Annotated in this window: 25 protein-coding genes; 11 read left to right on the top strand and 14 right to left on the bottom strand. The window is 59.6% G+C overall.

Going from position 1 to position 25,201, the window contains the following annotated elements:
* Window positions 1-91: 91 nt before the first annotated feature.
* Window positions 92-1,381 carry a hydroxymethylglutaryl-CoA reductase, degradative gene (locus ACYVIT_RS11070; protein ID WP_415806050.1) on the bottom strand — a complete coding sequence of 430 codons (1,290 nt, stop codon included), beginning with the start codon at window positions 1,379-1,381 and terminating at the stop codon, window positions 92-94.
* A gap of 205 nt (window positions 1,382-1,586) precedes the next feature.
* On the opposite strand from ACYVIT_RS11070, the gene ACYVIT_RS11075 reads away from it, so the two are divergent.
* The 3 genes from ACYVIT_RS11075 to ACYVIT_RS11085 all read left to right on the top strand — a co-directional run bounded on the left by ACYVIT_RS11075 (window position 1,587) and on the right by ACYVIT_RS11085 (window position 3,971).
* Complete coding sequence (locus ACYVIT_RS11075; protein WP_415806051.1) at window positions 1,587-2,987, top strand: aminotransferase-like domain-containing protein; 1,401 nt, start codon at window positions 1,587-1,589, stop codon at window positions 2,985-2,987.
* Between the two features lie 184 nt (window positions 2,988-3,171).
* Complete coding sequence (locus ACYVIT_RS11080) at window positions 3,172-3,429, top strand: hypothetical protein (protein WP_415806052.1); 258 nt, start codon at window positions 3,172-3,174, stop codon at window positions 3,427-3,429.
* Window positions 3,430-3,443: 14 nt separating this feature from the next.
* Window positions 3,444-3,971, top strand: coding sequence for a helix-turn-helix transcriptional regulator (locus ACYVIT_RS11085; RefSeq protein ID WP_415806053.1), 528 nt, complete (start codon window positions 3,444-3,446; stop codon window positions 3,969-3,971).
* A 5-nt stretch (window positions 3,972-3,976) separates the two neighbouring features.
* Here ACYVIT_RS11085 and ACYVIT_RS11090 read toward each other — a convergent pair whose 3' ends face one another.
* The gene (locus ACYVIT_RS11090; RefSeq protein WP_415806054.1) at window positions 3,977-4,927 is read right to left on the bottom strand and encodes a LysR family transcriptional regulator; all 951 of its coding nucleotides are present in this window, start codon (window positions 4,925-4,927) and stop codon (window positions 3,977-3,979) included.
* Window positions 4,928-5,036: 109 nt separating this feature from the next.
* Here ACYVIT_RS11090 and ACYVIT_RS11095 point away from each other — a divergent pair, with 109 nt between their 5' ends.
* Together ACYVIT_RS11095 and ACYVIT_RS11100 are read left to right on the top strand one after the other, a co-directional pair.
* On the top strand, window positions 5,037-6,155 hold the full coding sequence (locus ACYVIT_RS11095; protein WP_415806055.1) for an NADH:flavin oxidoreductase/NADH oxidase: 1,119 nt from the start codon (window positions 5,037-5,039) through the stop codon (window positions 6,153-6,155).
* Between the two features lie 187 nt (window positions 6,156-6,342).
* Window positions 6,343-6,726 (top strand): YbaN family protein, encoded by a 384-nt coding sequence (locus tag ACYVIT_RS11100; protein WP_415806056.1) that lies wholly within the window; start codon window positions 6,343-6,345, stop codon window positions 6,724-6,726.
* 83 nt (window positions 6,727-6,809) lie between these two features.
* On the opposite strand, the gene ACYVIT_RS11105 is transcribed toward ACYVIT_RS11100, so the two are convergent.
* The gene (locus tag ACYVIT_RS11105) at window positions 6,810-7,517 is read right to left on the bottom strand and encodes a glutathione S-transferase N-terminal domain-containing protein (protein ID WP_415806057.1); all 708 of its coding nucleotides are present in this window, start codon (window positions 7,515-7,517) and stop codon (window positions 6,810-6,812) included.
* A gap of 99 nt (window positions 7,518-7,616) precedes the next feature.
* Between ACYVIT_RS11105 and ACYVIT_RS11110 the strand changes: the two genes are divergently transcribed.
* Window positions 7,617-8,873: a multidrug effflux MFS transporter gene (locus tag ACYVIT_RS11110; protein WP_415806059.1), complete on the top strand. Its 1,257-nt coding sequence runs from the start codon at window positions 7,617-7,619 to the stop codon at window positions 8,871-8,873.
* Window positions 8,874-9,004: 131 nt separating this feature from the next.
* Here the strand turns inward: ACYVIT_RS11110 and ACYVIT_RS11115 are convergent, their stop codons facing one another.
* The 6 genes from ACYVIT_RS11115 to ACYVIT_RS11140 all read right to left on the bottom strand — a co-directional run bounded on the left by ACYVIT_RS11115 (window position 9,005) and on the right by ACYVIT_RS11140 (window position 17,016).
* Window positions 9,005-10,891, bottom strand: coding sequence for a choice-of-anchor I family protein (locus ACYVIT_RS11115; RefSeq protein WP_415806060.1), 1,887 nt, complete (start codon window positions 10,889-10,891; stop codon window positions 9,005-9,007).
* A 181-nt stretch (window positions 10,892-11,072) separates the two neighbouring features.
* On the bottom strand, window positions 11,073-12,044 hold the full coding sequence (locus tag ACYVIT_RS11120; RefSeq protein WP_415806061.1) for a Bug family tripartite tricarboxylate transporter substrate binding protein: 972 nt from the start codon (window positions 12,042-12,044) through the stop codon (window positions 11,073-11,075).
* Window positions 12,045-12,262: 218 nt separating this feature from the next.
* Window positions 12,263-13,243 (bottom strand): tripartite tricarboxylate transporter substrate binding protein, encoded by a 981-nt coding sequence (locus tag ACYVIT_RS11125; RefSeq protein ID WP_415806062.1) that lies wholly within the window; start codon window positions 13,241-13,243, stop codon window positions 12,263-12,265.
* Between the two features lie 90 nt (window positions 13,244-13,333).
* Window positions 13,334-14,587 carry a CaiB/BaiF CoA transferase family protein gene (locus ACYVIT_RS11130; RefSeq protein ID WP_415806063.1) on the bottom strand — a complete coding sequence of 418 codons (1,254 nt, stop codon included), beginning with the start codon at window positions 14,585-14,587 and terminating at the stop codon, window positions 13,334-13,336.
* Between the two features lie 83 nt (window positions 14,588-14,670).
* Entirely contained in the window at window positions 14,671-15,810 is a 1,140-nt protein-coding gene (locus ACYVIT_RS11135) for an acyl-CoA dehydrogenase family protein (protein ID WP_415806064.1), read from the bottom strand.
* Window positions 15,811-15,819: 9 nt separating this feature from the next.
* Window positions 15,820-17,016, bottom strand: coding sequence for an acyl-CoA dehydrogenase family protein (locus ACYVIT_RS11140; protein ID WP_415806065.1), 1,197 nt, complete (start codon window positions 17,014-17,016; stop codon window positions 15,820-15,822).
* A 178-nt stretch (window positions 17,017-17,194) separates the two neighbouring features.
* Between ACYVIT_RS11140 and ACYVIT_RS11145 the strand changes: the two genes are divergently transcribed.
* From ACYVIT_RS11145 to ACYVIT_RS11155, 3 genes are all read left to right on the top strand, one after another.
* Window positions 17,195-18,127 carry a LysR family transcriptional regulator gene (locus ACYVIT_RS11145; RefSeq protein WP_415806066.1) on the top strand — a complete coding sequence of 311 codons (933 nt, stop codon included), beginning with the start codon at window positions 17,195-17,197 and terminating at the stop codon, window positions 18,125-18,127.
* 144 nt (window positions 18,128-18,271) lie between these two features.
* A complete protein-coding gene (locus ACYVIT_RS11150; RefSeq protein WP_415806067.1) occupies window positions 18,272-18,490 on the top strand; it encodes a SlyX family protein in 219 nt (72 codons plus the stop codon).
* Between the two features lie 5 nt (window positions 18,491-18,495).
* Window positions 18,496-20,262 carry an ABC transporter ATP-binding protein gene (locus tag ACYVIT_RS11155; RefSeq protein ID WP_415806261.1) on the top strand — a complete coding sequence of 589 codons (1,767 nt, stop codon included), beginning with the start codon at window positions 18,496-18,498 and terminating at the stop codon, window positions 20,260-20,262.
* 88 nt (window positions 20,263-20,350) lie between these two features.
* Here the strand turns inward: ACYVIT_RS11155 and ACYVIT_RS11160 are convergent, their stop codons facing one another.
* The 4 genes from ACYVIT_RS11160 to ACYVIT_RS11175 all read right to left on the bottom strand — a co-directional run bounded on the left by ACYVIT_RS11160 (window position 20,351) and on the right by ACYVIT_RS11175 (window position 23,139).
* Entirely contained in the window at window positions 20,351-20,767 is a 417-nt protein-coding gene (locus ACYVIT_RS11160) for a DUF4168 domain-containing protein (protein ID WP_415806068.1), read from the bottom strand.
* Window positions 20,768-20,900: 133 nt separating this feature from the next.
* Window positions 20,901-22,178 carry an RNA polymerase sigma factor gene (locus ACYVIT_RS11165; RefSeq protein ID WP_415806069.1) on the bottom strand — a complete coding sequence of 426 codons (1,278 nt, stop codon included), beginning with the start codon at window positions 22,176-22,178 and terminating at the stop codon, window positions 20,901-20,903.
* Complete coding sequence (locus ACYVIT_RS11170; RefSeq protein WP_415806070.1) at window positions 22,175-22,585, bottom strand: VOC family protein; 411 nt, start codon at window positions 22,583-22,585, stop codon at window positions 22,175-22,177. The genes ACYVIT_RS11165 and ACYVIT_RS11170 overlap by 4 nt, the downstream gene beginning before the upstream one ends.
* A gap of 200 nt (window positions 22,586-22,785) precedes the next feature.
* A complete protein-coding gene (locus ACYVIT_RS11175) occupies window positions 22,786-23,139 on the bottom strand; it encodes a YciI family protein (RefSeq protein ID WP_415806071.1) in 354 nt (117 codons plus the stop codon).
* A 107-nt stretch (window positions 23,140-23,246) separates the two neighbouring features.
* Between ACYVIT_RS11175 and ACYVIT_RS11180 the strand changes: the two genes are divergently transcribed.
* Complete coding sequence (locus ACYVIT_RS11180; protein ID WP_415806072.1) at window positions 23,247-23,375, top strand: hypothetical protein; 129 nt, start codon at window positions 23,247-23,249, stop codon at window positions 23,373-23,375.
* A gap of 111 nt (window positions 23,376-23,486) precedes the next feature.
* On the opposite strand, the gene ACYVIT_RS11185 is transcribed toward ACYVIT_RS11180, so the two are convergent.
* The gene (locus tag ACYVIT_RS11185) at window positions 23,487-24,107 is read right to left on the bottom strand and encodes a DUF937 domain-containing protein (protein ID WP_415806073.1); all 621 of its coding nucleotides are present in this window, start codon (window positions 24,105-24,107) and stop codon (window positions 23,487-23,489) included.
* A gap of 202 nt (window positions 24,108-24,309) precedes the next feature.
* Here ACYVIT_RS11185 and ACYVIT_RS11190 point away from each other — a divergent pair, with 202 nt between their 5' ends.
* Entirely contained in the window at window positions 24,310-25,176 is an 867-nt protein-coding gene (locus ACYVIT_RS11190) for a ParB N-terminal domain-containing protein (protein ID WP_415806262.1), read from the top strand.
* The last annotated feature ends 25 nt before the right edge of the window (window positions 25,177-25,201 follow it).

Consider the following 25,201-nt stretch of genomic DNA (forward strand, 5'->3'; position numbering starts at 1 on the left):
CGTTTTTGATGCGAGTGTCAGCGGACTGGTTGAGGGCCAACACTCGAATGCGGGCTCGGAGGACTATGTATCCGAGCCGACATCAGGGTGCTTAGCCTTTGGCGCGCAGTTCTTGCAGAACCTCAAGCGCGCGGTCAGTGCGTACGTCGTGCTCGGCAGCGAGGCGTTTGGCAACCGCGTCGACTTCGTCGCCGACTGCGCCAGCTACCAGCGCGATATTGCGGGCATGCAATGCCATGTGGCCGCGCTGAATACCCTCGGTGGCCAGTGCGCGCAACGCGCCCAGATTTTGCGCCAATCCGACGGCTGCGCAGATTTCGCCTAGATCTTGCGCGGATTTGACCTGCATGAGCTTGAGCGCCAGGCGGGCGAGAGGATGCGTTTTGGTGGCGCCGCCGACCAGGCCGACAGGCATGGGCAATTCGATCGTGCCAACCAACGCGCCGCTGTTGTCCTTTTCCCAGCGAGTCAGCGAGGTGTAGCCGCCTTGGCGGCTGGCGTAGACGTGCGCTCCCGCCTCGACGGCGCGCCAATCGTTGCCGGTAGCGACGATGATGGGATCAATGCCGTTCATGATGCCCTTGTTGTGCGTCGCAGCACGATACGGATCGATGGCGGCGAAAGTATAGGCGTCCAACACGCCTTCGATGATGGCTTCGCCGCTGCGTTCTTTGGTGGCCAGCGTTTCCGGAGTCAGGCGGACACGGGCGCGAGCCAGACGCAAGTCAGCCAGATTCGAGAGAATGCGCAGGCGCACTGAGCCGCCAGTCAGTTCCTCGACGAGCGGCGCCACCGATTCGGCCATGGTGTTGACCGTGTTGGCCCCCATGGCGTCGCGCACGTCTACGATCAAGTGCATCACGATCATGGCGCCACGCGGCGATTCGGGGAACACGTGGACTTCGATGTCCTTGCAGCCGCCGCCCAGTCCGATGAGCACTTTGTCGCGGCCGTTTGCACGCTCGATGATCTGGTCACGTGCTTGCAGCAGCGCGATACGCGCGCCGTAGGGATCGGAGATGCCCAGGACTTGCACTTGGGCGCGCATGAGCGGCAGCGTACTGGATGTCTGAAAACCGCCATCTTCACGGGCCAGTTTGGCCATGTAGGAGGCGGCGGCGACGATGGACGGTTCTTCGACCGCCATAGGGATCAGGACGTCTCGGCCATTGATCTGGAAATTGCTGGCGATTCCCATGGGCAGCTCAAAGGTGCCGAACACGTTTTCAATCATGCCGTCGGCAATGTTGACGGGCAGGGCGCCTGGTTGCGTGAGCAACGCGCGATCTTCGTCCGTCAACCCGCAAGCGTTCGCAAGGAAATCCCAACGTTGGGCAGGATTGAGGGCACGGAAATTGGGCAAGCGGGAATCGGCAACCACGACAGCACTCCAGAATGTGAGGCCCCGGTCCGTGTCTGCGGTTGACGCGGTCCGGTAGCGAAAAAAAGTAGACAATGCGAAACAATGGAGCGCACTGTATTAAAGGTGCCTCATTTATAAAAGGTACAGTTTGTACAAACAGTATCATTGCAATGCAACATTCAAGGCGTTGCGATGCCAGGAAAACTCAGAGGATCAACGAGACATGCGTGTGCAGCGTTCCGCCACGATTGCCCAGAAACTGGCCGACGTCATCGGCCAACAGATCTCGGACGGGGTGTATCAACCCGGGGACAAGTTGCCATCGCTGCGCGAGTTGGCGCGATTACATCGCTACGCGATCAACACGGTGGTCTCCGCGTTCGATATCCTGGTGTCGCGGGGCATGATCGAGCCTCGCCGAGGCGCTGGGTTTTACGTGTCGGCCCAATTTCGTCGAGCCGAGGAGACCGAGGACGAACCCGGGCAGTTGCATCGCGCCATGGACACGGTATGGCTGATGCGCGAACAGCTCAAAACCCATCCCGATACGACGGCGGTCGGAGACGGGTTTCCGCCGATCGAGTGGTTAGCGGATATGCGTATGGACCGTTATCACCAAAAGGTCGTGCGTACGGGATTGAGTTCCTTGTTTCGCTATGGACATCGTTATGGGTACGCCCCGTTGCGCGACAGTCTGGTTCGCAAGCTGGGCGTGCTGGGGCTGGAGGTCAGTACCAGTCAATTGGTGTTGACGCAGGGGGCGAATCAAGCGCTGGATCTGGTGATTCGTTATTTCGTTCCGCCGGGCGCTACGGTGTTGGTGGATGAGCCTGGGTATTACCTGCTGTTTGGCAAGCTGAAGCTCGCCGGTGCGCGCGTCATCGGTGTGCCGAGATTGGCCGACGGGCCGGATTTGGCCGCGTTGGAAAATATCTTGATGACCGAGCGGCCCAGGTTGTTCTTTACGCAATCTGTCGCTCACAATCCCACGGGCTCCGATATCAGCGCGGCCAAGGCTTATCGCGTGTTGCAGTTGGCCGAGCGCCATAATCTGCTGATCGTCGAGGATGATCCTTTTGCCGACTTCAAGCCGCCGTCCACTGTGCGCCTGTCTACGCTGGATCAACTCGAACGTACGATTTATATCGGCAGCTTTTCCAAATCTTTTTCTGCTGCGTTACGGGTCGGGTTTATTGCCTGCAATACAGCGTTGGCCAGTGATCTCGCGGATCTCAATGCCCTCATTCATGTCAGCGGCTCTGAATATTGCGAGCGCATGGTCGACATCATGCTGCGCGAAGGACATTACGAGCGCCATCTCGTCAAGCTGCGTCAAAAATTGAGCGCGGCATGCGCATCCGCACAGCAATGGCTGGACGAGCATGAGTGCGAAGTCTTTGCCCGCAGCGGGCAGTCGCTTTATTTGTGGGTGGCTTTCCCGGGGGTTCATGATTCTTTGCAGTGGGCAGAGGACCTGCTGGCGCGTAACGTCAAGATGGCGCCCGGGCGGGTGTTTCATCTGGATTCTGCCGCTGTCTCTCGTTGGTCCCGTTGCAACGTTGCCGCCATGCTGGATCCGCGATTCCAGCGGGCCGTGGCGGAATTGCTAGGCGCTATGGGATGACGGATTTATCACGTATGGCGTTGTGAGTATGCCAGTGCGCCACATACACTGTCTCATTGGTCATCAACCATAGTGCCGCGAGGCAGCGCCGTCGAAAGCGGTATGCGGTTCGGGCCAGTTATTTTTTTATTTTTATGGTTGTCAGTTGACAACTTGTTGGCATACTCGTACAGTGGGAGCATAAATGGTCCGCCGGGCTCATCCAAAAAAGGAAATCGAACAAGTACTCAAATACGCAAAGCAACAAGGCTGGCGAATTGTCGTAGGGGGCGGCCATGCGTGGGGCAAGATGTATTGCCCCTACAACGATGACGAGTGCCGCTGCGGAGAGTTTTGCATTACCGGTATATGGAGCACACCTAAAAGCCCGGCCAATCATGCTCATGCCTTGTGCCGTGTTGTCGAGAATTGTTCCACGCACCGCAAAATGCTGTTGTCTTGAATTAAGGAATATCGATGGAATACGTTTTTACCTTGAAATATCACCTCGCGAGTAGCGACCGGGACATGGACGACATCGTCGAACGCCTGGCAGAAGCTGGCTGTGACGATGCGTTGGTCGGCATGGGCTTGCCTGGGCGATTGGCGTTGGAATTCACCCGCGAGGCAGAGAGTGCCGAGGCCGCCATTCGCAGTGCATTGGCCGATGTGCAGCGTGCGATTCCTTCGGCACAACTGATCGAGGCGACACCTGATCTGGTCGGGTTGACCGATGCTGCCGAGCTGGTGGGCGTGTCTCGACAGAACATGCGCAAATTGATGTTGACGCATTCGGGGACTTTCCCGACCCCCGTCCACGAGGGCAGCTCGGTGTTGTGGCATTTGGCCGATCTGCTGACGTGGTTGCAATCAAGAGAGGGATATTCCTTGTCGCAACCGATGATCGAGGTGGCCAAAATGACCTTGCAGGTCAATATCGTTAAGCAACAGCAGCGCGTGTCGCGCCGGCTCGCAACGGGCTTGCGTACCTTGATTGCCCGTTAGTTTGCTCAACGTTTCGTGCTTCGTTTGGGGGGGACTGTCTTGGTTCGAGAGCCAGGCGGCGAGGGTTGCCGGGTTCGAGGCCGCTCTGACGCAATGTGTCTTTTCAAGTAATCGACGATATAGGCCGCGCGAGCCGACAACGGCCATTCTGCGCGATGGATCAGCCACAACGTATCGACGACTGGCGCGCCGCATTCAACGACGCGGATGGCCTCAGGGCGAGGGAATGCTTGGCGTGCATGACGGTGCAATACAGTGAATCCCAGGCCACGTGCGACAGGCTCCAGCATCAAGGCAATCTGATTGCTGAAACCATGTATGGGCAGGCTGTGCATCCCAGGATTGCCGGGAAACCGGCGGGCCAGCAGGCGGGTGGCCATGGCTTGGCCCTCAGGGTGGTCAATAAATCCCAGGCCTGCCAAATCGGCCCAGCTGTCCACGCGTGCAGAGGCGGGCACGATGAGTTCCAACGGTTCTTCCGCAAATTTTTGCGACGCCAGGCGAGGGTCATCCGGGCGCAGCGTGACTAATCCCAGTTCGAATTGTTTGCGCAATATCGCATCGAGGGTCTCCCAATCTGGCGCGAAACGATGACGAATACTCAGACCTGGCTGGGCCCGTTGCAGGTCCAGTAATACGGGATACAAGGACAGGCCAATACTGCCGGGCGTGATCAGGCTGATTTCACCATGCTCCGTGTCGCCATCGCTCAATCGGGCCTGCAGACGGCGGTCTGCCTGTTCAATATCGTTGCAGTACTCCAGCAGTGCCATACCGGCAGGGGTCAGCTCAACCTGACGAGGACGCCGGATCAGCAAGGGGCCGAGTTCGGTTTCCAGATGCCGGATGTGTTGGCTGACGGCGGCCTGGGTCAATCCCAGCCTAATGGCCGCGCGGGTAAAGCCTCCGGTCTCGCTTACCGTCGAAAAGGTACGTAGCCATTGCGGATTAAGCATAACAATAATTTATCGAAGGGATAATGATCCATTAGATCAAATTCTGGTGCGCGGAGGGTAATCTAGCGCTGTCCCTATCTAATCCCCGTATTTTTTCAAAGAGAATCTGATGCCGTCTGCATTATTTACGCCTTTCACACTCAAGGACGTCACACTGCGCAACCGGATTGCGATACCGCCGATGTGCCAATACAGCGCCGAGGACGGATTCACCACGGACTGGCATCAGGTGCATTACCCCAGCATTGCGCGCGGCGGCGCCGGATTGGTGATCGTCGAAGCAACCGCCGTGTCGCCCGAAGGGCGTATTACGCCCGCCTGCACGGGCCTGTGGAATGACGAGCAGGCCGAGGGGATGGCCCGTATCGCGGCCAGTATCAAAGCTGCCGGGGCCGTACCTGGTATCCAGATCGCTCACGCCGGCCGCAAGGCCAGCGCCAACCGTCCCTGGGAAGGCGACGATCACATTCCCAATGATGCCCCGGGCGGCTGGCAGACCATCGCGCCCTCGGCGGTGGCGTACGGAGGCGAGTTGCCCAAGGTCCCGACGGAAATGAGCCTGGCGGATATCGAGCGGGTCAAGGCGGATTTCGCTGCCGCTGCGCGCCGTGCGCGTGATGCGGGATTTCAGTGGCTGGAGCTGCATTTTGCGCATGGTTATCTGGCGCAATCGTTCTTTTCGAGCCATTCCAATCAGCGTACGGATCAGTATGGCGGCAGCTTTGACGCGCGCAGCCGTTTTTTGCTGGAAACGCTGGATGCCGTGCGTGCGGTATGGCCAGAGCACTTGCCGTTGACGGCGCGCTTTGGCGTGCTGGAATACGATGGGCGTGATGAGGAAACGTTAGCTGAGTCGATTTCGCTCACGCGTGCCATGCGCAGGGGCGGACTGGATCTGTTGAACGTCAGTGTCGGCTTCACGATTGCCGAGGTTGATATCCCCTGGAAAACGCCCGCGTTTCTGGGCCCGATCGCCGAACGCGTTCGCCGTGAGGCCGAAATCCCCGTGGCGTCGGCTTGGGGCATGGACGATCCTCTCATAGCGCAAGGCTTGGTTGAGAAAAACCAAATGGACTTGGTGATGATGGGGCGTGCGCATTTGGCAAATCCGCACTACACGTATCATCTGGCCCAGGTGCTTGGCGTGCAGGATCCGGACTGGGTGTTGCCGGCCCCTTATGCCCATTGGTTGTCCCGTTATCGCGGTGCAGGCAAGAAATCGGCTTGAGGCCGGGGCAGGGCCAGTCATTGGTATCATGTCGTGGATGACGTTTTGAACGTTATTGAGGTCACGTTACTTCTCCCCGATCAAGAACCCATGACGCCCCTGCACTCCCTGAATACGCCTGCGGCACGGCAGCCTGAGTACCAGGTGGTGGCAGCCGGTGGCGGCGTGCGAACGTGGCTGCGTTCTGATGGTTGGTAGGCATCGCTGGATACGCCGCTTGTACTGGGCGTTGGGCATGCTGATGCTCGTGCTGGCCGTCGTTGGCGCGGTACTGCCGGTGATGCCGACCACGATTTTCGTGATTCTGGCGGCGGCGTGCTTTGGCCGCGCCTCGCCGCGATGGGAAGCCTATTTATTACAACATCCCCAGTTCGGTCCGCCCTTGGTCGCGTGGCGAGAGCAGGGGGCTATTTCTGCGCGCGGCAAGGCCTTTGCCGTGGCAGGCATCGCCGTTGGGCTGGCCGTGTTTTGGCTGACCGTTGATCCCGTCTGGTGGTTGGGCGCATTGGTCAGTCTCTTTATGGTGGGTTGCGCGGTGTGGCTGCTAACCCGTCCCGCGCCGAAAGCGTAGCGGCGTTTCGCGCTCCTCGCTTCACGCCGAGAGCTTCGCGATGATAAGCGCCCTCCCGGCGTGCCGTGTTCGAATGCAATGGCTCAGTTCGGCGCGGCGGGAATGGTCAGCCCCCGCTGAACGGCGGGGCGCGCAACGAAGGCATCGAGCACACGCTGCACGTTGGCAAAATCGCCAAAGCCCACCAGATCGCCTGCCTCATAGAAACCTACCAGATTGCGTATCCACGGGAATGTGGCGATATCGGCAATGCTGTATTCGTCGCCCAGGATCCAGGCGCGATCGGCCAGATGACCATCCAGAACCTGCAGCAGGCGCCGCGATTCTGCGACGTAGCGATCACGCGGACGTTTATCCTCGTATTCCTTGCCGGCGAACTTGTTAAAGAAACCGAGTTGGCCAAACATCGGGCCGATGCCACCCATCTGGAACATCAGCCATTGCAGTGCCTGAAAGCGGCCCGCGGTGTCCTGAGGGATGAATTGCCCGGTCTTGCTGGCCAAATACACCAGGATCGCGCCCGACTCGAACAGCGCCAGGGGCCGGCCATCGGGACCGTTGGGATCCAGGATGGCGGGAATTTTGTTATTGGGGTTCAGCGACAAAAATTCCGGAGAGAGCTGGTCCTGCGTGTCGAACGCGACGCGATGCGGTTCGTAGGGCAGGCCCGTTTCCTCGAGCATGATAGATACCTTGACGCCATTGGGAGTGGGCAAGGAATACAACTGAATGTGGTCCGGGTGGCGGGCAGGCCATTTGCGGGTAATGGGGAAAGCGGACAGGTCAGCCATGGGGTCGATTTCCATAATGATGGGGGCGTTGGAATCGTACCCGAATGGCGGGGGCAATATCTTTGATATACAATTAATTGATATGTCATGTATTTGCCGATGGACTCTACTACGTTGCCACGCGGCGTGACGCACGACGAACGCTCGCCGTCGCCAGCCTCTGATCTCTCTGATGTACCCGCTGTGGCGCATGTGCCGCTCTGGTTATTAGCCCTGTTCACCTTTAGCGGTACGCTGGCGATGCATATTTTCGTGCCGGCGCTGGCGATGGCCGGTCAAGATCTGCAGGCGGGCAACGGCGCGATGCAGATGACGGTCAGTCTCTACATCATCGGGCTGGCGGTGGGACAACTGATCTATGGCCCGCTGTCTGATCGGTATGGGCGCCGCCGTGTGCTGATGGCCGGATTGGTGATCTACACCGCGGCGGGATTGGCCGCAGCGTTGGCCCCCGATGTCTATGCGTTGATCGCCGCGCGTCTGTTTCAGGCGCTGGGCGGCTGCGCAGGCCTGGTGTTGGGCCGTGCCATCGTGCGTGATACTGCGGCGCCTGCCGAGGCAGCGAAACGCTTGGCATTGATGAGTTTGATGGTGACGGTCGCGCCCGGTGTTGCTCCCATAGTGGGGGGAGCCTTGGCCACGTGGGCCGGTTGGCGCGCAGTGCTGTTCAGCCTGTGCGTGCTGGGCGTTGTGAATTTCCTCCTGGCTTGGCGCATGCTGCCGGAAACGGGGGCAAAGCTGGCGCAGGTGACGACGGCAACGCTGATGCGTCATTACCGGCAATTGCTCGCCTCCCGGGCGTTTATCGGCTATTCGATTGGAGGAGGTTGCGCCACTACCTCAATGTTCGCCTTTGTCGCGTCGGCGCCGTTTATTTTTGTCAATGAGCTGCATCGGCCTGCGAGCGAAGTCGGCCTTTATCTGGCCGTGCTGGTGTCGGGTGTGTGGCTGGGTTGTGTGGTCACCTCGAGATTGATCGGCAGGGTGCCTATGGATCGCGTGATGGTGGCAGGTAACGCACTGAGCGCCATATCGGCAGTGGCGTTTTTGGTGCTGGTGTTGTCGGGCTATGCGGCCGTTGCGCCGATTGTGGCGTTGATGTTTTTCTATACGTTCGGCTGCGGCATGGCCGGTCCGATTTCTCTCACATTGGCGGTCGGCGTGAATCCGCTGGTGATCGGTTCCGCGTCGGGTTTGTACGGCGCATTGCAGATGGCGGTGGGCGCGCTGTGTACGGCCTTGGCAGGATTGGGCTCATCTCCCGCACTGTCTACCTCGTTGGTGCTGGCTGGCGCTGGGCTGACCGGGCAGTGCATGTTCTGGATGGCGTCGCGAGGGCGCGCGTCGCGCAACTGAAACGACAGCGACGCCTGACAGCGGTTGGCCACATGCGCGGCCGGTCAGAACGGGGCGGGACAGCGACGAGGGCGTGGGCACCATGGTTGCCGGGGCCAAGCGATGCTCAGCCCCGGCGAGGCGATCTACGATCAGTTTGCGTCGTCGGCCAGGACGATGCGATAGATTGAGGTAGTGCCGCTGACTTCGTTGCCTACGATCAACAAGGGCTGACCGTCGGGCGAATCTTCGGCGGATACGAAGGCCAAGCCTTCAGGACCCAGGTCACCTGCGCCTGCTGGATTTTCAGCGGAATCCACATTGAAGTCGCGCGAGTTCACATAGGTGGTGAACACAGGATTCGCGGGGTCGCTGATGTTGTAGACCATGATGCCGCCCATACGCTCCAGACCGACAAAGGCATAGGTTTTCTCACCGATCTTGCCCAGTGTGACACCTTCGGGTTCCGGTCCCTTGTTGTCGCTGCGATCGTCAAAGATCGTTTCGTCATGGCCCGAGTTGAACCACTCCGGGTATCGTTCGGCCGTGATTTTTTCGAATTGATCGCCCGAGTCCCAGACCAGTTTGCCGTCGGCGTCTCGGATCGAGAAGGATCGCGCGCCGTACGCATATAGCGTGTCATAGACGAGGCGGCCATCTGCGCTCAGTTGCGGTGTGCCATCGGCGTTCTGTTTGTAGCCCATGGTCCAGGTCACGGTCAGGCGGCCGAGGTTTTCGTCTTCGCGGCAATCGCCTGGATCGGTGTCGGTGGCGCCGCAATAGGCAAAGACAGTGGGGTCAAGCAGGCCACCGGGTGCGAGTTGGCGCAGTTGGGGCGGCAAATCGTCGCCAGCCCGACGATCGAAACCGCTTTTATGCACCAGGTGTTTGACGCGGAACTCATCGACAAAACCGGGCGCTTCGGAGGCATCCAGGCCCAGCCAGTTGCCGTCAGCATCACGGCCCCAGTTCCAGTAGGCGTCGTTGTCTTCGCCCCAGGCACGGCCATCGCCCTCGTTGGCGGTGACGATGTAGGTGGCGCCGCCCACGGTATAGGATGCGATGCCGTCAGGCATGTACAGGCCTTTGACGCCGGCCCACGGGCGGATGTTGATGGCGCCATCGGCGTCGCTGACGTCCAGGCCATTGCCGTCGATCCCGTGATCTTTGGCACCCAGCGGCAGAATGTCGGTAATACGGGCGTTGGCGACATCCAGTTTGGCCAGTGCATTGTTTTCTTGCAGAGCGATCCAGGCGGTGGCGCCGTCGTCCGATACTGTGATGTACTCGGGCTCAATATCCTGTGCGGCTGTCGCGCGCGGACCCACCAGACGCACACCTTGCGCGCGCAGTGCGGCCTCTTTGCCGTTCCATTCCCTGAATCCTGCAGTGCGTGCCGTAAGGGCTGCAGGGTTGGATACATCGATGACGCTGACCGAGCCTTCGGGATCGATTGTGTAGTCATCGGAGGGTTCGCCTTCGTTGGCGACCAGCACGGTCTTGCCGTCGGGGGTAAAAGTCACCATGTCGGGCAGGGCGCCGACTTGAACTGACCCTAACAGGGCGAGCGAGGCAGCGTCGTACAAGGCGACATAGCCCGGGTCGGTCTTGACTGGCGCCTGAATCGCGACGGCGACTTTGCCGTGGTTGACTGCAACGCTGTTGATTTCGGCGCCAGCCAGCACCGCTTCCGCGTCGAGTGTGCCGAGGTGGCTCGGCGTTGCGGGTATCTGCAGATCAAGGATATCGATTTTGCCGGAGAGGGCATTGACGACAAAGACGCGCTTGGTCGCGGGATCATAAGCCGGAATTTCAGCAGCGCTGACGCCATAGCTGCCGGTCTCATACCGACCGAGGAAATCTACCGAGGTGATGTGTTGAGCGACTTCGGCGACAGGCGGTGTGGGAGGCGGGACCTCGGTGTTATCACCATTATTGTCGTCGCCGTCGTCGCTGCTGCTGCCGCAACCCAGCAGGGCCAGAGGCAAAAGAGCAACTGCCGCGGCCAGTTTCCATTTCTTCATTTTCTTGTCGTCCACTTCAGGAGTTCGTAAGAGCGGACAGACTAGGGGTGGTTTGTTTCGGTTTTGTTACAAACAGAGAGTCAGCTGGCAAAAACTGCAGCGGGCGATGTGAGCCTGCCGCATTCGGGAAAAATGCGACAGGCTCACATCGCCTGCTCGGCACGCATTACCAGCCGCAGTGGCGGCATTGGGGTGTTTAGTCCAGCGTGATCCCTACGCTCTTGACCACTTTGGCCCAACGATCACGCTCGGTAGTGTAGAACTTGCCCAGCTGCGCTGGATCGTAGGTGACGACTTCCGCGCCCTGTTGATTGAGCTTTTCTACGATCTCGGGCTTTTTGGCGATGTCGGCCAGGATTTTGGCTAAGCGTTCTGCGGTCGCGGCGGGCAGGGTGGCCGGGGCCATGATGCCTTGCCAGGTGCCCGATTCGAATCCGGTGACACCTTGTTCAGCGATCGTGGGGATGTCCGGAATCAATTGCATGCGTTCGCGCTTGGAAATGGCGATGGCGCGCAGATTGCCGCTGCGGATGTGCGGCAGGGTCGCCAGCAAACCATTCATGATGACTTCGGTTTGGCCGCCCACCGTATCGGAAATGGCTTGCGCGCCGCCCTTGTAAGGCACGTATTCCCATTTTGCGCCGGTGGCTTGCTGCACGGCGACCGCGGCCAGGTGAGGGGCGCTGCCGATGGCAGTGACGGCGAAATTGACGCGCTGCTTTTTCGAGAGCTCGACAATTTCGGGCAGGGTCTTGGCGGGGAAGCTGGGGTGAACGGCCAAGACGTGCGGGGAATACGCCAGCATGCTGACGGGGCGCAGATCTTTCGACGGATCAAAGGTGAGTTTGGTATAGACCGACGGGGTAATTGCCAACGCGCCGATATCGCACAGCAAGAGGGTATGACCGTCGTCAGCCTTGGCCACGATGCCCGTGCCCAGGTTGCCATTGGCGCCCGGACGGTTCTCCACGACCACGCTCTCGCCCAGGGCTTTGCTCAGGTCGGCCGAGATCAGACGTGCAATGATGTCTGATGACCCGCCGGGGGTGTAGGGCACCACAATGCGTACGGGACGCGTCGGCCATTTTTCCTCGGCAGCATGGGCGTGGGTGACAAGACCCGTCAGGGGTAGTGCTGCGGCGGTACGCAGAAAATCACGGCGTTGCATTATTTAAATCTCCTTGGGACGCCGGCTAAATAGCCGCTCAGCGTCCATCTCGTTATGGTCGTATGTTGTCGTACAACTTATCGTGGTGTGAGATTAACCGGGAGATTACTGTTTTGCAATCTTTCCTGTTGATTGATCGGGGAGCGGCTGCTTCCGAGCCGATGCCTCTGGCCCGGCTATGCTGGCCGCCCATGATGTGCCCCGAGCGGGCGCGCAGCCTATTTCGCCATCAGGCCCAGGTGCTCGATCAGGGTCTTGTCTTTTGCGTAGGTGGCGATGGCCCATTCGCGGTAGTCGTCGCTGTTGCGATAGACGGGCTCTTGGTTGAGCTGTTTCATGATTTCCATGCTTTGCTCGGAAAACAGCCCAGTTTTAAAGGCATCGTGCAGTTTTTTGACCACGGCGGGGTCCATGCCCTTGGGGCCGGCCAGGCCATAAGGTGACGTAGATGTGACGCCATAGCCCAGTTCCTCTGCTGTCGGGACGTCGGGCCAACGCGTGGTGCGTTTTTCGCCAAAGGTCACCAGCAAACGCATTTTGCCGCTATCGACAAATTGATCCCATCCGCTGGCATCGCTTTGCGCCATGACGTGTCCGCCCAGCAGCGCCTGTTGCATATCGGCGTTGCCTTTGAAGGGCACATGAGTCAATTTCACTTTGGCATTGATGGCGAGTTCTTCCATCAGGAGATGGGGAGAGGATCCCACGCCTGTGGACCCATAGTCGATCGCGCCGGGCTTTGCGCGAGCCGCGGCAATGTAATCGTTAAAGGTCTTGAATGGCGAGTCTGCACGGACGGTGAAGCCAAAGGTATAGCCGGATAAACCCACGATGAAGGTGAAGTCTTTGATCGGATCCCAGTCGGTCTTGTGCATGTAGGGCATGCGCAGCATGCCTAACGGATAAAGGCTGATCGTGTAGCCGTCGGGTTTGGCTGATCGGGCCATGTTGCCAGGCGCCATGGTGCCGCCTGCGCCAGGACGGTTCTCGACGACGACGTTCTGGCCGAGCGATTTGCTGGCTTGCGCGGCGACGGCGCGCAGGTGGCGATCTGTGGATCCGCCCGCAGGAAAGGGCACAATCAATGTAATGGGCTTGGTGGGGAAATCGGTCTGTGCCAAGGCGGGCCAGGCAACGGCCAGGTTCAATAGTGCAGCCAGTGTCAGCCGAAAGCAGGCACGGCGGGTGGTCGATGGCATGATGGGTTGTCTCCGTTAGCGGTGCTGATGGAATGTCGCGACAGGCCGGGTCTGATCTGTGTCATGATCCCGAGTCAGCGGTTTGCTTTGTCATTCAGCCGGGATTTCTCCTGGCAAGGTCAACACGCCTTTGGCCTGCAAGGCGCGTAATTCGGATTCGGATAGTTGCAGTAGCTGCTGTAATACATCTTTGGTGCCTTCGCCCAAGGTTGGTGGCGCATGACGGATGGGCAGGCGCTGGCCGTCGAGCCGATAGGGTGGGGCATAGACGTGGGTGGATCCCGCGACGGGGTGCGGCAGGTCATGCAGCAGGCCGCTCTGGCGTGTGCGCTCGCTGGTGAGGGCCTCGTGCAAGCCCAGGACTTTGCCGCACGGAATACCGCACTCGCTCAGGCGTTGCAGCAAGAGATCGCGGGGAAATTCGCGTAGCAGTGCCGTCACCATGGGCAGCAGGGTCAAGCGATTCTTGGCGCGTTCGATATTCGTGGCATAGCGCGGATCCTCGACGATGTCGGGGCGCATGACGACCTGACGGCAGAATTTGTCGAACTGCGTGTTGGTGCCGACTGCGATGATAAAAGGCCCGTCGGCGGCCTCGAACATGCCGTAAGGCACGATGGACGGATGGGCGTTGCCGTAGCGTTGCGGATCGTGTCCCAGCAGCAAGGCATCGAGCCCATAGTAGCTCGTGACCATGATGCCGCAGTCGTAGAGCGCCATTTCGATCAGGCGTCCTTTGCCGCTGCGTTCGCGCCGGAACAATGCCGCCAATACGGCTTGTGCCGCGTACATGCCGGTCATCATATCGACGGTTGCGACGCCGAATTTCAGAGGGGGCTGGCTGGCTTCGCCATTGAGGGCCATCAATCCGCTTTCGCCTTGGATGACGAGGTCGTAGCCCGGTCGAGTGGCTTCCGGGCCGGCGCTGTTGTAGCCGCTGATGGCGCAATAGATGAGGTCGGGTTTGTGGGTTTTGAGTTGTTCGTAGCCCAGGCCTAGTTTGTCGGCGCCACCGCATTTGAAGTTGTGCAGGACCACGTCGAACTGGGGCAGCAGATCGTAGATGAGGGCCAGGCCTTCGGGACTTTGCAGGTCCAGCGTGATGGATCGCTTGTTGCGATTCATGCTGTTGTAGTACGTGGTCTCGGTCTTGCCGATGCGCATGCCCCAATCGCGCGTGTCGTCGCCACGGACGGGGTGTTCGACCTTGATCACCTCGGCGCCAAAGTCGGCCAAGACCTGGCCGCACAGCGGGCCCGCAAAGACGCGCGAGAGGTCCAGCACGCGTATGCCTTCCAGCGGCAGGTCTTGATCGTATGTGTGGGCGGTATGGGTGTCTGGCATGGCATCAACTCGGTTGGTGGGCCGATGCGATGCACCGGCCCAGGTGATGGTATGTGTCAGCACAATCTGTGTGTGGCATGTCGTCAACCGGGCCGGTTAGCCAACGCGATATAGCGATTCAGGTGATGGTCTTCGTCGCCTAACTGATGATCAATCATGATCAGCCTTTTGGCGTAGTGCGCGAGGGGCAGTTCCCATGTCATGCCAATGCCACCATGCAACTGGATGCATTCCTCCGCGACCAGCGTGCCAACGCGGCCAATGGTGTATTTCGCAGCGGACAGGGCGCGTTCGCGTGTAATCCGGTCGGAATGATCGAGCTGCGAGGCCGCATTGATGACTGCGGATCGGGCTTGTTCGATTTCCAGCAGGACGTCGGCCATGCGGTGTTGCAGCGCCTGGAACCGGCCGATAGGGACGCCGAACTGTTTGCGCGTTTGCAGATAGTCCAAGGTAGCGTCGCGGGCTGCGTCCATGGCGCCCAGGGCTTCTGCGCACAAGGCGAGGATGCCTTTGCCGACACTGCGCTCGAGGGTGGCGTATCCTTGATCGATCGTGCCCAAGACCGCATCGTCCCGTAGTGCGACGTCGCGTAACGTGATGTCCGCCGCACGTCCGCCATCGATCAATGGGTAGCCGCTGATATGTAGACCAGGGGTGGTCGCCGGTATCAGAAAGAGTGTGATGCCTTGCTCGTTTTCCGCGTCGCCGGACGTGCGTGCCGGCACGACGAATAAATCGGCATGTTCGGCTTGGGCGACGACGGCTTTGTGGCCATTCAGTGTCCACCCGTTTTGGTTACGCACCGCATAGGTGTCGACGTGGGCCAGCTCGTAATACGCTTGCGGTTCTGTGTGCGCCAATGCGATTCGCATTGCGCCGGTTTGCACGCTTTCCAGGATGTCCTTTTGGGCCGGAGTTCCTACGGCAGCGATAGCGTCGCCGGCCATCAGGGTATCGAGAAACGGCTCGACAACGAGGCCTCGCCCCAATGCTTCAAACACCACAGCGATGTCAAAACCATGGCCGCCAAATCCACCATTGGCCTCGTCGAACAAGGCGCCGATCGCGCCCAGTTCGGCATAGCGTTGCCAGAACTCCATGCTGTAGCCTTCAGCGGAATTCGCAATCCGGTCGCGTACGGCAAAGCTGTATTGCTCGGCCACAAAGCGCGTGAGCATATCCGACAGCATGCGCCGGTCTTCGGTATGGTTGAAATTCATGGCGGCTCCTTACAGGCCCAGAATCATCTTCGAGATGATGTTCTTCTGGATTTCGTTCGAGCCGCCAAAGATCGACAGCTTGCGGTTATTGAAGTACTGCGCGGCGGCGCTGTCCGCGCCTGCCGGGCCGATGCTCAGGTGCTGGTTGCCGTCCTCGAGCGCTTCAGCTACGTAGGGGCGTGCATAGGGACCCATGGCGCGGCGGTTCAGCGATGAAATCTCCTGGCGGATCTGGGTGCCGCGGATCTTGAGCATCGAGCTTTCTGCACCGGGTGCGCCGCCGTTGGCAGCGGCCGCCAGCACGCGCAGATTGGTGATGCGCATGTTGTCCAGGTCGATTTCGATACGCGCCAGACGGGCCGCGAAGGCGGGATCTTGCAGCAGGGGGCGGCCGTTTTTCTGTTGTCGAGCGGCGACTTCCTTCAGCTGCTGCAAGGCGGCTGTCGAGAAACCGATCCCTGCAATATTGGTACGCTCGTAGGTCAGCAGGTACTTGGCGCAGGACCAGCCACGATTTTCTTCGCCCACCAGATTGTCAACGGGGACTCGGACATCGGAGAAGAAGACTTCGTTGACCTCGTGCCCGCCATCCAGGGTGACGATGGGGCGGACTTCGATGCCAGGGGTGTTCATGTCGATCAGCAGAAAGCTGATGCCTTCTTGAGGCTTGCCGTCGTTGAGCGTGCGCACCAGGCAGAAAATCATGTTGGCGTACTGGCCCAAGGTCGTCCAGGTTTTTTGGCCATTGACGATGTAGTGATCGCCATCGCGTACAGCGCTGGTTTTCAGCGATGCGAGATCCGAGCCTGCGCCGGGTTCGGAATAGCCCTGACACCACCAGTCCGCTCCGTTCAGGATGCGCGGCAGCCAATAACGTTTTTGTGCTTCGTTGCCGTATTTGATGAGGACAGGCCCCAGCATGCTCAGGCCGAACGGCACGATGCGGGGGGCGTGCGCGAGCGCGCATTCATTTTCGAAAATGAATTTTTGTATCGCTGTCCAGCCGGTGCCGCCGTATTCCTGCGGCCAGTGGCTGGCGAGCCACCCTCTGGCGTTCAAGATCGCGTGCCAGGCCTCCATATCGGCTTTGTGGAGATGGCGGTTTTCACGCACCTTGCGCGCCAGAGACTCGGGCAGTTCGGCGGCCAGGAATGCTCGCACTTCGGTGCGAAAGGCCTCTTCTTCGGGGGTGAAGGTCAGATCCATCAGGGATTCTCGCGATCAGTAAATTTCAAACAAGCCGGCGCCGCTACACGCATAGAACCTCCTGAACGGAAAGAGGGATATGAACCGCGGCAGCGTTCTATTCTTCATCAGTAAGCAAGGCTTGACAATTACATCGATAATTGACATTGCGTTCAAAAAAATTTGACAATTGGTCGTTATGGACACGAAATCACTGACGTTACTGGTGGAAATACTCGACGCGGGCAACCTGAGCGAGGCCGCGCGTCGCCTGAAAATGACTCGAGCCAATGTGAGCTATCACCTGAGTCAGCTGGAGCGGGCAGTAGGGATGCAACTGGTGCGGCGTACGACGCGCCGCGTCGAGCCTACCGAGATCGGGCTCAAGCTCTATCAGCACGGGTGCAGCATTCGCGACGAACTGGCGGCGGCGCAGGCGTCAGTGGAGTCGCTGGGGAAAACGCCCCAGGGGCGTGTGCGATTGAGTGTCCCCAGTGGTTATGGACAGTTCGTCATGACGCCATGGCTGCTGGAATTCAAGCGCAGCTACCCGGATATCGTGCTGGATGTGTTGTTCGAGAACAGCGTCGAGGATTTGCTGCGCGACGAAGTGGATATCGCCGTGCGTATCATGTCCGAGCCGCCGGGACATCTGGTGGCGCGTGAGTTGGGCCAGGTGCGTTACGTGGTCTGCGCTTCGCCAGCCTATAGGGACCGTCATGGGTTGCCTCGCCGTCCGGAGGCATTATCCGATCTGCCCGTGATCAGTGCGGCAGTGATAGGCCGGCCGCTGCGGCTCTCGGCCTATCAGGGCAATCAGCGTCAGCAGGTCGTTCTGGATCCGACGATCGTGTCGCGCAATTACGTGTTTTTGCGCGATGCCGCGCTGGCAGGCTTGGGCGTGGCGGTAGTGCCCGACTATGTCGTGTATGAGGATGTCGCGCAACAGCGTCTGCTGACGGCACTGGACGATTGGCGGCTCAGCATTTTCGGACGGGCGATGTATCTGCTGATGATGCCTAGCCGGCATCAGCCTCGCGCGTTGGCGATGCTGATCGAATTCATCATGGATAAGGCCCATGCGGCGCATGTGGGGCGGCCGGGGCTGTTGTTGCCGAGGCAGGCTCGGTGAGCAGGGGCGTGGACCTGCGATAATGGCCCGTCGGCGGCGTGATGCTGCTTTGGGGGCCATCGGCCAACGCATCGATGTGCGGTGTCGATGCATGCCGCTGCGTTGGTGGCGCAGGTCCCGGATTATTCAAGAGTCGAATTTGCCATGAATGCTGCTACGGATACTGACCGTCGTTTAACCGATCTGGAAATCAAGCTCGGCTTGGCCGACGATATGCTGGATCAATTGAATCAGACGCTGTTTCGCCAGCAACAGCTGATCGAACGCCTGGCGCGTGAATTGGCCGAATTGCGTCAACAGGTGCCGGATGCCGCGGGAGGTAATTTCCGCAGCCTGCGTGACGAGATTCCTCCTCATTATTGAACGCGGTGCGTATCCTGTGGGCGTATCTGCGGCCCCATAGCCGCCTGGCCGTTTTGGCATTGGTGCTGGCTGGGGCGAGCCAAGTGCTGGCGCTGATCGATCCGATTATCTTTGGCAAGATTATCGACGAGTACGCGATCAATCGCGCCGGTAAAAGCGACAGCGAGCTTGTGTCGGGTGTGTTGACGCTGCTGGGTTTGGCGGTGTTGATAGCGGTGCTGTCCAGGCTGGCAAAGGCCTTGCAGGAATACGTCACGCGTCTGGTGGTGCAAAAGTTTGGCACGCAGCTATTCAATGACGGCCTGCGTCAAGCGATGCGCCTGAAATTCCAGGAATTCGAAGATCTGCGCAGTGGCGAGACCTTGTCGCTGCTGCAAAAGGTGAGGGCCGATAGCGAGCGGTTCATCAATACGTTCATCAACACGCTTTTTGCCGCCGTGGTGGGCATGGGTTTTCTGGTGTGGTATGCCGTGACGCGGCATTGGCTGCTGGTGCCGGTGTTTGTGATCGGTGTGTTGGTATTGGGGGGATTGACCGGGTTGCTCAGTCGCGAGATCAAAACGCAGCAGCGCTCAATCATGCGCGAAACGAATCGTAGCTCGGGCTTTATTTCCGAGTCGTTGCGCAATATCGAACTGATAAAAAGCCTGGGATTGACGTTTCCAGAGATCCGCCGATTGCAGGCGCAAATCGTGCGCATCTTTGAGCTCGAGATGCAAAAGGTCAAACGGATCCGATTATTGTCCTTTTTGCAGGGCGTGACGCTGAGCCTGCTGAAACTCGCGATTCTATTTGCATTGCTGTGGCTGATCTTTCGCGATGTATTGAGTACGGGTGAACTGATCGCGATGCAGTTCATTTCGGTGGCGATTTTCGCGCCGCTGCAGGAGCTGGGCAATATCATTCTCGCGTATCGCGAGGCTGACGCGTCATTGTCGAGTTTCGATGCCCTCATGAAAAGGCCGATCGATCGGCGGCCCGAATCGCCGCAGGACAGCGGGCCGATCAATGGCGTGCGTTTTGCCGACGTGACGTTTCGCCATAAAGGAGCTCGCGATAACGCACTGGATGGCGTGACGTTTTCTGCATCGCTCGGAGATACGATCGCGTTCGTAGGGCCGTCGGGGTCTGGCAAGTCGACGTTGGTCAAGTTGCTGCTGGGCCTCTATACCCCGGCGTCAGGCGAGGTCTTTTACAACGATATTTCCACCAAGGTCCTGCGATATAACCGGGCGCGTCGCCAGGTCGGGCTGGTGACGCAGGAACCCTATCTGTTCGCTGGCACGCTGCGCGACAATATTCGGTTGGTGCGTACCGATGCCACGGATGAGGAAATCATCAAAGCGATGGAGCAGGCGGCTTGTGCCTATTTGCTGAACAAATCACCTGACGGGCTGGATACGACGATCGGCGAAATGGGCATGAAGCTATCGGGCGGCGAGAAACAACGCCTGTCGATCGCGCGGGCCTTGATTCGCCAACCGAGATTGTTGATTTTTGACGAGGCAACCTCGGCATTGGACTCGCTGACCGAAGAGCAGATCTCGGATACCGTGCGTCATATTTCCGCCAGCCGGCAGCAGATCACGCTGCTCATTGCACACCGGCTATCGACGATCATGCACGCCGATACGATTTTTGTGCTGGAAAAAGGCCATATTGTCGAAAGCGGCACGCATTCCCAACTGTTGGCACAGACAGGCTTGTACTACGCGATGTGGCGTCAACAGATTGGCGAACGGCCAGTGGAGCATACGATGCGGCGGCGTTGAGTTGAACTTTGGTGTCCTCGTCGCCGGATGGCGACGAGGACAAGGCTGTATGCCGCCGCAGAGCCGATTGGCAATAAGCGCGGCAGTCTTACTGCGGTGCCGTACTACCCGCGGGAGCGTTTTTCTGCGCCATGTCGATGACGCGCTGACGCAGTTGCGGGTCTTGTTCAACGGCTTGTCCGATGCCGTTGAATTCATCGACCGTCAAGCCGTCGGCTTGCACCATTTTCACCATTTTGTCGTCGGCTTCGCGATAGACCTGTTGACGGGCAGGTTCGTCCTTTGCGGCTTGCAGTTTGGGACGATACTCGTCGGCAACCATGGCGACTTTCTGTGATGCACTGGCGAATTTTTGCAATTGCGCTTCAGTGGGCTTGATAGCAGGCTGTACTTGGGCAGGGGGTTGCGCAGCCGGTGCCTGTGCCGTTTGGGCCAGCACCGCTGCGGGCGACAGGCTCGCGGCGAGTACGGCTGCGGCAAAGAATGCGTATGTAGAACGCGGCATGGAGACCTCCTTCATAGTTTGAACGTCGTACCCCTCCATGATGACAAGCCTACCAAGTATGGTTCAAGCTTTCGGATGTTTGCGCATGTGACCGTCCGCAGGGACCCCGCGTTACGGGGCGTTTCAAGGCGGTTCAGGACTTGAGCGCACGCGCTCGGGACAGTAGAAATTCACGTTCACGCGCATTGCGTGTGAGGGCGGCGGCGCGGCGGAATTCCGCATCGGCTTCGTCGCGGCGGCCGAGTTTTTCCAGGAAATCGGCGCGCACGCTGGGCAACAGGTGATAGTCGGCGAGAGACGATTCGGTCAGCAAAGCGTCCGTCAGCGCGAGGCCGGCCTGCGGACCATAAGCCATGCCTACCGCGACCGCCCGGTTGAGTTCGACGACAGGCGAGGGGGTGGATTGCACCAATGCGTCATACAGTGCGACGATCTGCGGCCAGTCCGTGTCCTCGGCTCGAGCGGCACGTGCGTGACAGGCAGCGAGCGCCGCTTGCAGGGTGTACGGGCCCAATGTGTCCGGTTGGCTTTGCGCACGATCCAAGGCGGCCAGACCGCGTCGAATTTGCAGCGCATCCCAGCGGCTGCGGTCTTGGTCCATGAGCAAGATAGGGTGGCCTTGCGCATCGGTCCGCGCCGCCAGTCGCGAAGCCTGCAGTTCCATCAACGCTACCAGACCGTGAACCTCGCTTTCCTGGGGCGCGAGTTCGGACAATATGCGGCCCAATCGCAGGGCTTCTTCGCACAAGGTGGGACGTGTCCAGTCGTCGCCTGCCGTGGCAGCGTAGCCTTCGTTGAAAATCAGGTAAATCACTTCCAGCACTGAAACCAGGCGCGCGGCCAAGTCCTGTCCGCGAGGGACTTCGAATGGGACTTGTGCCTCGCGCAGGGTTCGCTTGGCGCGGACAATGCGCTGGGCGATGGTGGCTTCGGAAACGAGGAAGGCGCGGGCAATTTCATCGGTACGCAATCCACCAAGCAGACGTAGTGTCATCGCGACACGTGCCTCGGCCGACAACACAGGATGGCAGGCCGTAAAGATCAATCGCAGCAAGTCGTCGCCGATCTCGTCTTGGCGGGCCTGGTCCAGCGCGTCGACGAAATCGGGTTCGACATGGGTTTGCAACGCGTCCATTTCATAACCCAATTGCTCGTGCTTGCGTTCATGCAATGCATGCTGCCGCAATCGGTCGAGGGCGCGGTTCTTGGCCGTGGTCATCAGCCAGGCTCCTGGTTTGTCAGGAATGCCGTCGCGGGGCCAGTGCTCCAAGGCCGTGACCAGCGCATCTTGGGCGAGTTCTTCGGCCAGGCCCACGTCGCGTACGACACGCGCGACGCTGGCGATGACTTTGGCGGACTCGCTGCGCCAGACGGTCTCGATGGCCCGGTGGACGGCGTCGCGTGAACTCATTGCTGCGGCATTTCCGCGTTGGGATCCATATACATCAGTTCCCAGATGTGGCCGTCCAGATCTTCGAACGCGTGGCCGTACATGAAACCATAGTCTTGTGGTTCCCGAGGTACCGAGCCGCCCGCCGCGACGGCGCGGGCGACCAGGTCGTCAACCTCGGCGCGGCTCTCGCACGACAGGCAGATCAGAACCTCGGTGCTTTGCTTCGGGTCGCACAGCGGTTTATTGACAAAGGTCTTGAAGTACTCGCGCGTGAGCAGCATGGCATACAGGTTTTCGCCCAAAACCAGGCAGGCCGCGTTCTGATCGCTGAACTGAGGATTGAAGTCCAACCCGAGTTTGCGGAAAAAGGTCATGGCAGCGGGCAGATCAACAACGGCGAGATTGACGAAAATTTGCTTATGCATGGCGGACTCTCTAAGTGGGAGGTCGAGTTGGAGGATTCACAACAGCTGGGTTGATGGTGGCTGTTATGCATACGACGAATCAGATGTCCTGCAATCGACAACAAAACGGATATTCAGGGAAAACCCTAATCAATCGGTGCAGTAATTGGCTTAGCAAGGCCAGGTGACAACTCAGCTTCCCGCAGACCTGTTACCGCAAATTAAGCGAAGCAGGGCCCGAGTTCGCGTATTTCCACCGTGCACCATTGTGCGGCGGGACATTCGGCAGCGATGGCGATGGCCTGCTCACGCGTGTCGCAGTTCAGCAGAAAGAAGCCGCCGATCATTTCCTTTGCCTCGGCATAGGGGCCGTCCAGCAGGCGTTGCCGGCCATCGCGCACTTGCAGTTTCACGCCTTCTTTTTCTGACTTGAGGGATTGGGCGTCTTGCAGCAGACCGCGTGATTTCAGATCCGCTGCGAATTGCAGCATGCTGTCGTAGGCGGCATGACCTTCCTCAGGTGTGCGCTGCGCCCGTTGGCCGATCGGCTCGACGATGAGCATCATAAAAGACATGACAGTCTCCTGAATAGGCGAAGAATCGCAGTCTAGCCGGGCAGTGGGGCGAATGGAAGCGTCAGTTGGTCGGGCGCGCGCTCGACAACACGAATACGGATCCCCGCGTGCGAGGCAGACTGCGCAAAGCCATGATTGCCGATCTGGTGGGGCCGCAGGGGATGTTCGATACGCTGCCACAGGCCTTGTCGGCTGGGGGCGCATCGCAGATGCCAGACGTTGTCGCGACGGCGTAGTAAAGCTGGGCGGAAGCGTCAGGCGCTGGACGCTGTCCAGCGCCTGACGAAGACCGCAAGGGGCAACCCGGCAGGTGTAGTCGAGGCCGGTTGCGTGCGCGCTTACGGAATTTATTTTTTACCGAAGAGCCCGCCGCCCATTTTCAGCAAGTCACCCAGGCCGACTTGGCCATCGCCGTCTTGGTCCAGCAGCGAGCCCAGGAGGCCGCCACCCACACCACCTTGCTGTTGGGCGGCGTCGCGTTCCTGGCCGAGTTGGGCGCCGAGTCCGCCAGCGTCCAGATTGCTGCCCTGCATGCGATTGGCCAGAAAGGCCATGACGATGGGGGCCAGGATCTGGAGCAGGTTCGACGCATTGCCGCCGCCCAGGCCAGTCGCTTGGCCGAGGTTTTCTTCGGCGCGTTGCTGGTTGCCGCCAAAGATGTTGCCCAGAATGCTGGCACCGTCGGATTGGCCCGCACCGGCAGACCCGCCGCCGAGCAACGAACCCAGCAGTCCACCCAGATCGGCGCCACCGCCGGCATGGTCACGCTGCAGTGCGCCAAACAGGGCGTCGGCGCCTCCGGGTTGCGAGGCGTTCTGGCCCAGCGTGCCCAGCAACATGGGCAGCGCGGCGCTGACCGCATCTTGCGTTTGAGCCGTATCGGTCCCCAGTTGTTGAGAGATTTGTTGCATCGGCCCGCCTTGTAACTGCGCGAGCAATTCGTCGGAAAGCGTAGTGGGGGAGTTCATGGTGTGTTCTTCCTGGTTAAAGGTGGCCTAAGCGTACCACCGGATAGCGTCGCAAGTGTGTCCTTGACAGTTGTTGATGATTGGTCCGGGCACGGGGGGAGCGCGGTCTTGTCGGACGCTATCTCCCCAGCAGCGGCCGGATCGCGAGGCCAATGTTCTAATAGCGGTCGCGCAGACGAACTACATGCCCAAAATCGCTACGATGACGATCCAGATTAACGAAGAGTTACGAACTTATATAGACCCGCTGAGCGCTGACGAATACGAGGCGCTCGAGCGCAGCCTCCTGGCAGACGGGTGCCGCGATGCACTGGTGTTATGGGGCGATGTCCTGGTCGATGGACATAACCGCTATGCGCTGTGCACCAAACACGGCATCGAGTTCAAGACCACGCAAAACACCCGCTTTAAATCGATGGACGACGTGCGGTTATGGATGATTGAAAATCATCTGGGCCGACGCAGTGTCTCGGATTTCCAGCGGGGAGTGTTGGCCTTACGCAAGAAAGAGATCTTGCAGCAGCGGCGGCAGGAGCTGGAGGCACAGCAACAGGCGCAGCAGGCGGACGCCGGCCCAGCCGACGAGGCGGAAACCTCTGCGGCATCACCGGCCGAGCCGGTGGTGATTCCCAATCGCCAGGCCCTGGCACGTGCGGCGCGGGTCAGCAGCAATACGCTAGGCCAGATCGAAAAAATTCAAAAAGATGCCGCGCCAGAACTGGTGCGTGCGGTCAAGTCCGGCGAGATTTCCATCAACGCCGCTGCGGCGGTCGCCGAAATGCCGGTCGACAAGCAGGTCGCCGCCGCGGCCGAAGGGCGCAAGGCATTGAAGGAACTCGCGCGCCAAGCCCGCGAGGCGAAAGCCAAGGCAAAGGTACCGTCAATGGACACTGTTGCCGGGGAAGACGAGTTGGAAACAGAGCCTCCCGTTGAGGCCGTCGAGGACTATCCCGCCGAGGTGGCGCGCCTGCGTCGACTGGTGGCGGCGCTGACCGAGGAACGCGATAGCCTGAAAAAGAAAGTCATGCACTTGACCGTGGCATTGTCCGAGGCGCGTCAGGACAAATAGGGGGAACGGTGCGGTTGGTCGGGTG

It is taken from the genome of Bordetella muralis, assembly GCF_054781015.1.

Bases quoted from the DNA above. Each gene is read 5' to 3' on its own strand.
- ACYVIT_RS11075 (WP_415806051.1), top strand. From the start codon at position 1,587: ATGCGTGTGCAGCGTTCCGCCACGATTGCCCAGAAACTGGCCGACGTC.
- ACYVIT_RS11080 (WP_415806052.1), top strand. From the start codon at position 3,172: ATGGTCCGCCGGGCTCATCCAAAAAAGGAAATCGAACAAGTACTCAAA.
- ACYVIT_RS11085 (WP_415806053.1), top strand. From the start codon at position 3,444: ATGGAATACGTTTTTACCTTGAAATATCACCTCGCGAGTAGCGACCGG.
- ACYVIT_RS11090 (WP_415806054.1), bottom strand. From the start codon at position 4,927: ATGCTTAATCCGCAATGGCTACGTACCTTTTCGACGGTAAGCGAGACC.
- ACYVIT_RS11095 (WP_415806055.1), top strand. From the start codon at position 5,037: ATGCCGTCTGCATTATTTACGCCTTTCACACTCAAGGACGTCACACTG.
- ACYVIT_RS11100 (WP_415806056.1), top strand. From the start codon at position 6,343: ATGGTTGGTAGGCATCGCTGGATACGCCGCTTGTACTGGGCGTTGGGC.
- ACYVIT_RS11105 (WP_415806057.1), bottom strand. From the start codon at position 7,517: ATGGCTGACCTGTCCGCTTTCCCCATTACCCGCAAATGGCCTGCCCGC.
- ACYVIT_RS11110 (WP_415806059.1), top strand. From the start codon at position 7,617: ATGGACTCTACTACGTTGCCACGCGGCGTGACGCACGACGAACGCTCG.
- ACYVIT_RS11120 (WP_415806061.1), bottom strand. From the start codon at position 12,044: ATGCAACGCCGTGATTTTCTGCGTACCGCCGCAGCACTACCCCTGACG.
- ACYVIT_RS11125 (WP_415806062.1), bottom strand. From the start codon at position 13,243: ATGCCATCGACCACCCGCCGTGCCTGCTTTCGGCTGACACTGGCTGCA.
- ACYVIT_RS11130 (WP_415806063.1), bottom strand. From the start codon at position 14,587: ATGCCAGACACCCATACCGCCCACACATACGATCAAGACCTGCCGCTG.
- ACYVIT_RS11135 (WP_415806064.1), bottom strand. From the start codon at position 15,810: ATGAATTTCAACCATACCGAAGACCGGCGCATGCTGTCGGATATGCTC.
- ACYVIT_RS11140 (WP_415806065.1), bottom strand. From the start codon at position 17,016: ATGGATCTGACCTTCACCCCCGAAGAAGAGGCCTTTCGCACCGAAGTG.
- ACYVIT_RS11145 (WP_415806066.1), top strand. From the start codon at position 17,195: ATGGACACGAAATCACTGACGTTACTGGTGGAAATACTCGACGCGGGC.
- ACYVIT_RS11150 (WP_415806067.1), top strand. From the start codon at position 18,272: ATGAATGCTGCTACGGATACTGACCGTCGTTTAACCGATCTGGAAATC.
- ACYVIT_RS11160 (WP_415806068.1), bottom strand. From the start codon at position 20,767: ATGCCGCGTTCTACATACGCATTCTTTGCCGCAGCCGTACTCGCCGCG.
- ACYVIT_RS11165 (WP_415806069.1), bottom strand. From the start codon at position 22,178: ATGAGTTCACGCGACGCCGTCCACCGGGCCATCGAGACCGTCTGGCGC.
- ACYVIT_RS11170 (WP_415806070.1), bottom strand. From the start codon at position 22,585: ATGCATAAGCAAATTTTCGTCAATCTCGCCGTTGTTGATCTGCCCGCT.
- ACYVIT_RS11175 (WP_415806071.1), bottom strand. From the start codon at position 23,139: ATGTCTTTTATGATGCTCATCGTCGAGCCGATCGGCCAACGGGCGCAG.
- ACYVIT_RS11185 (WP_415806073.1), bottom strand. From the start codon at position 24,107: ATGAACTCCCCCACTACGCTTTCCGACGAATTGCTCGCGCAGTTACAA.
- ACYVIT_RS11190 (WP_415806262.1), top strand. From the start codon at position 24,310: ATGACGATCCAGATTAACGAAGAGTTACGAACTTATATAGACCCGCTG.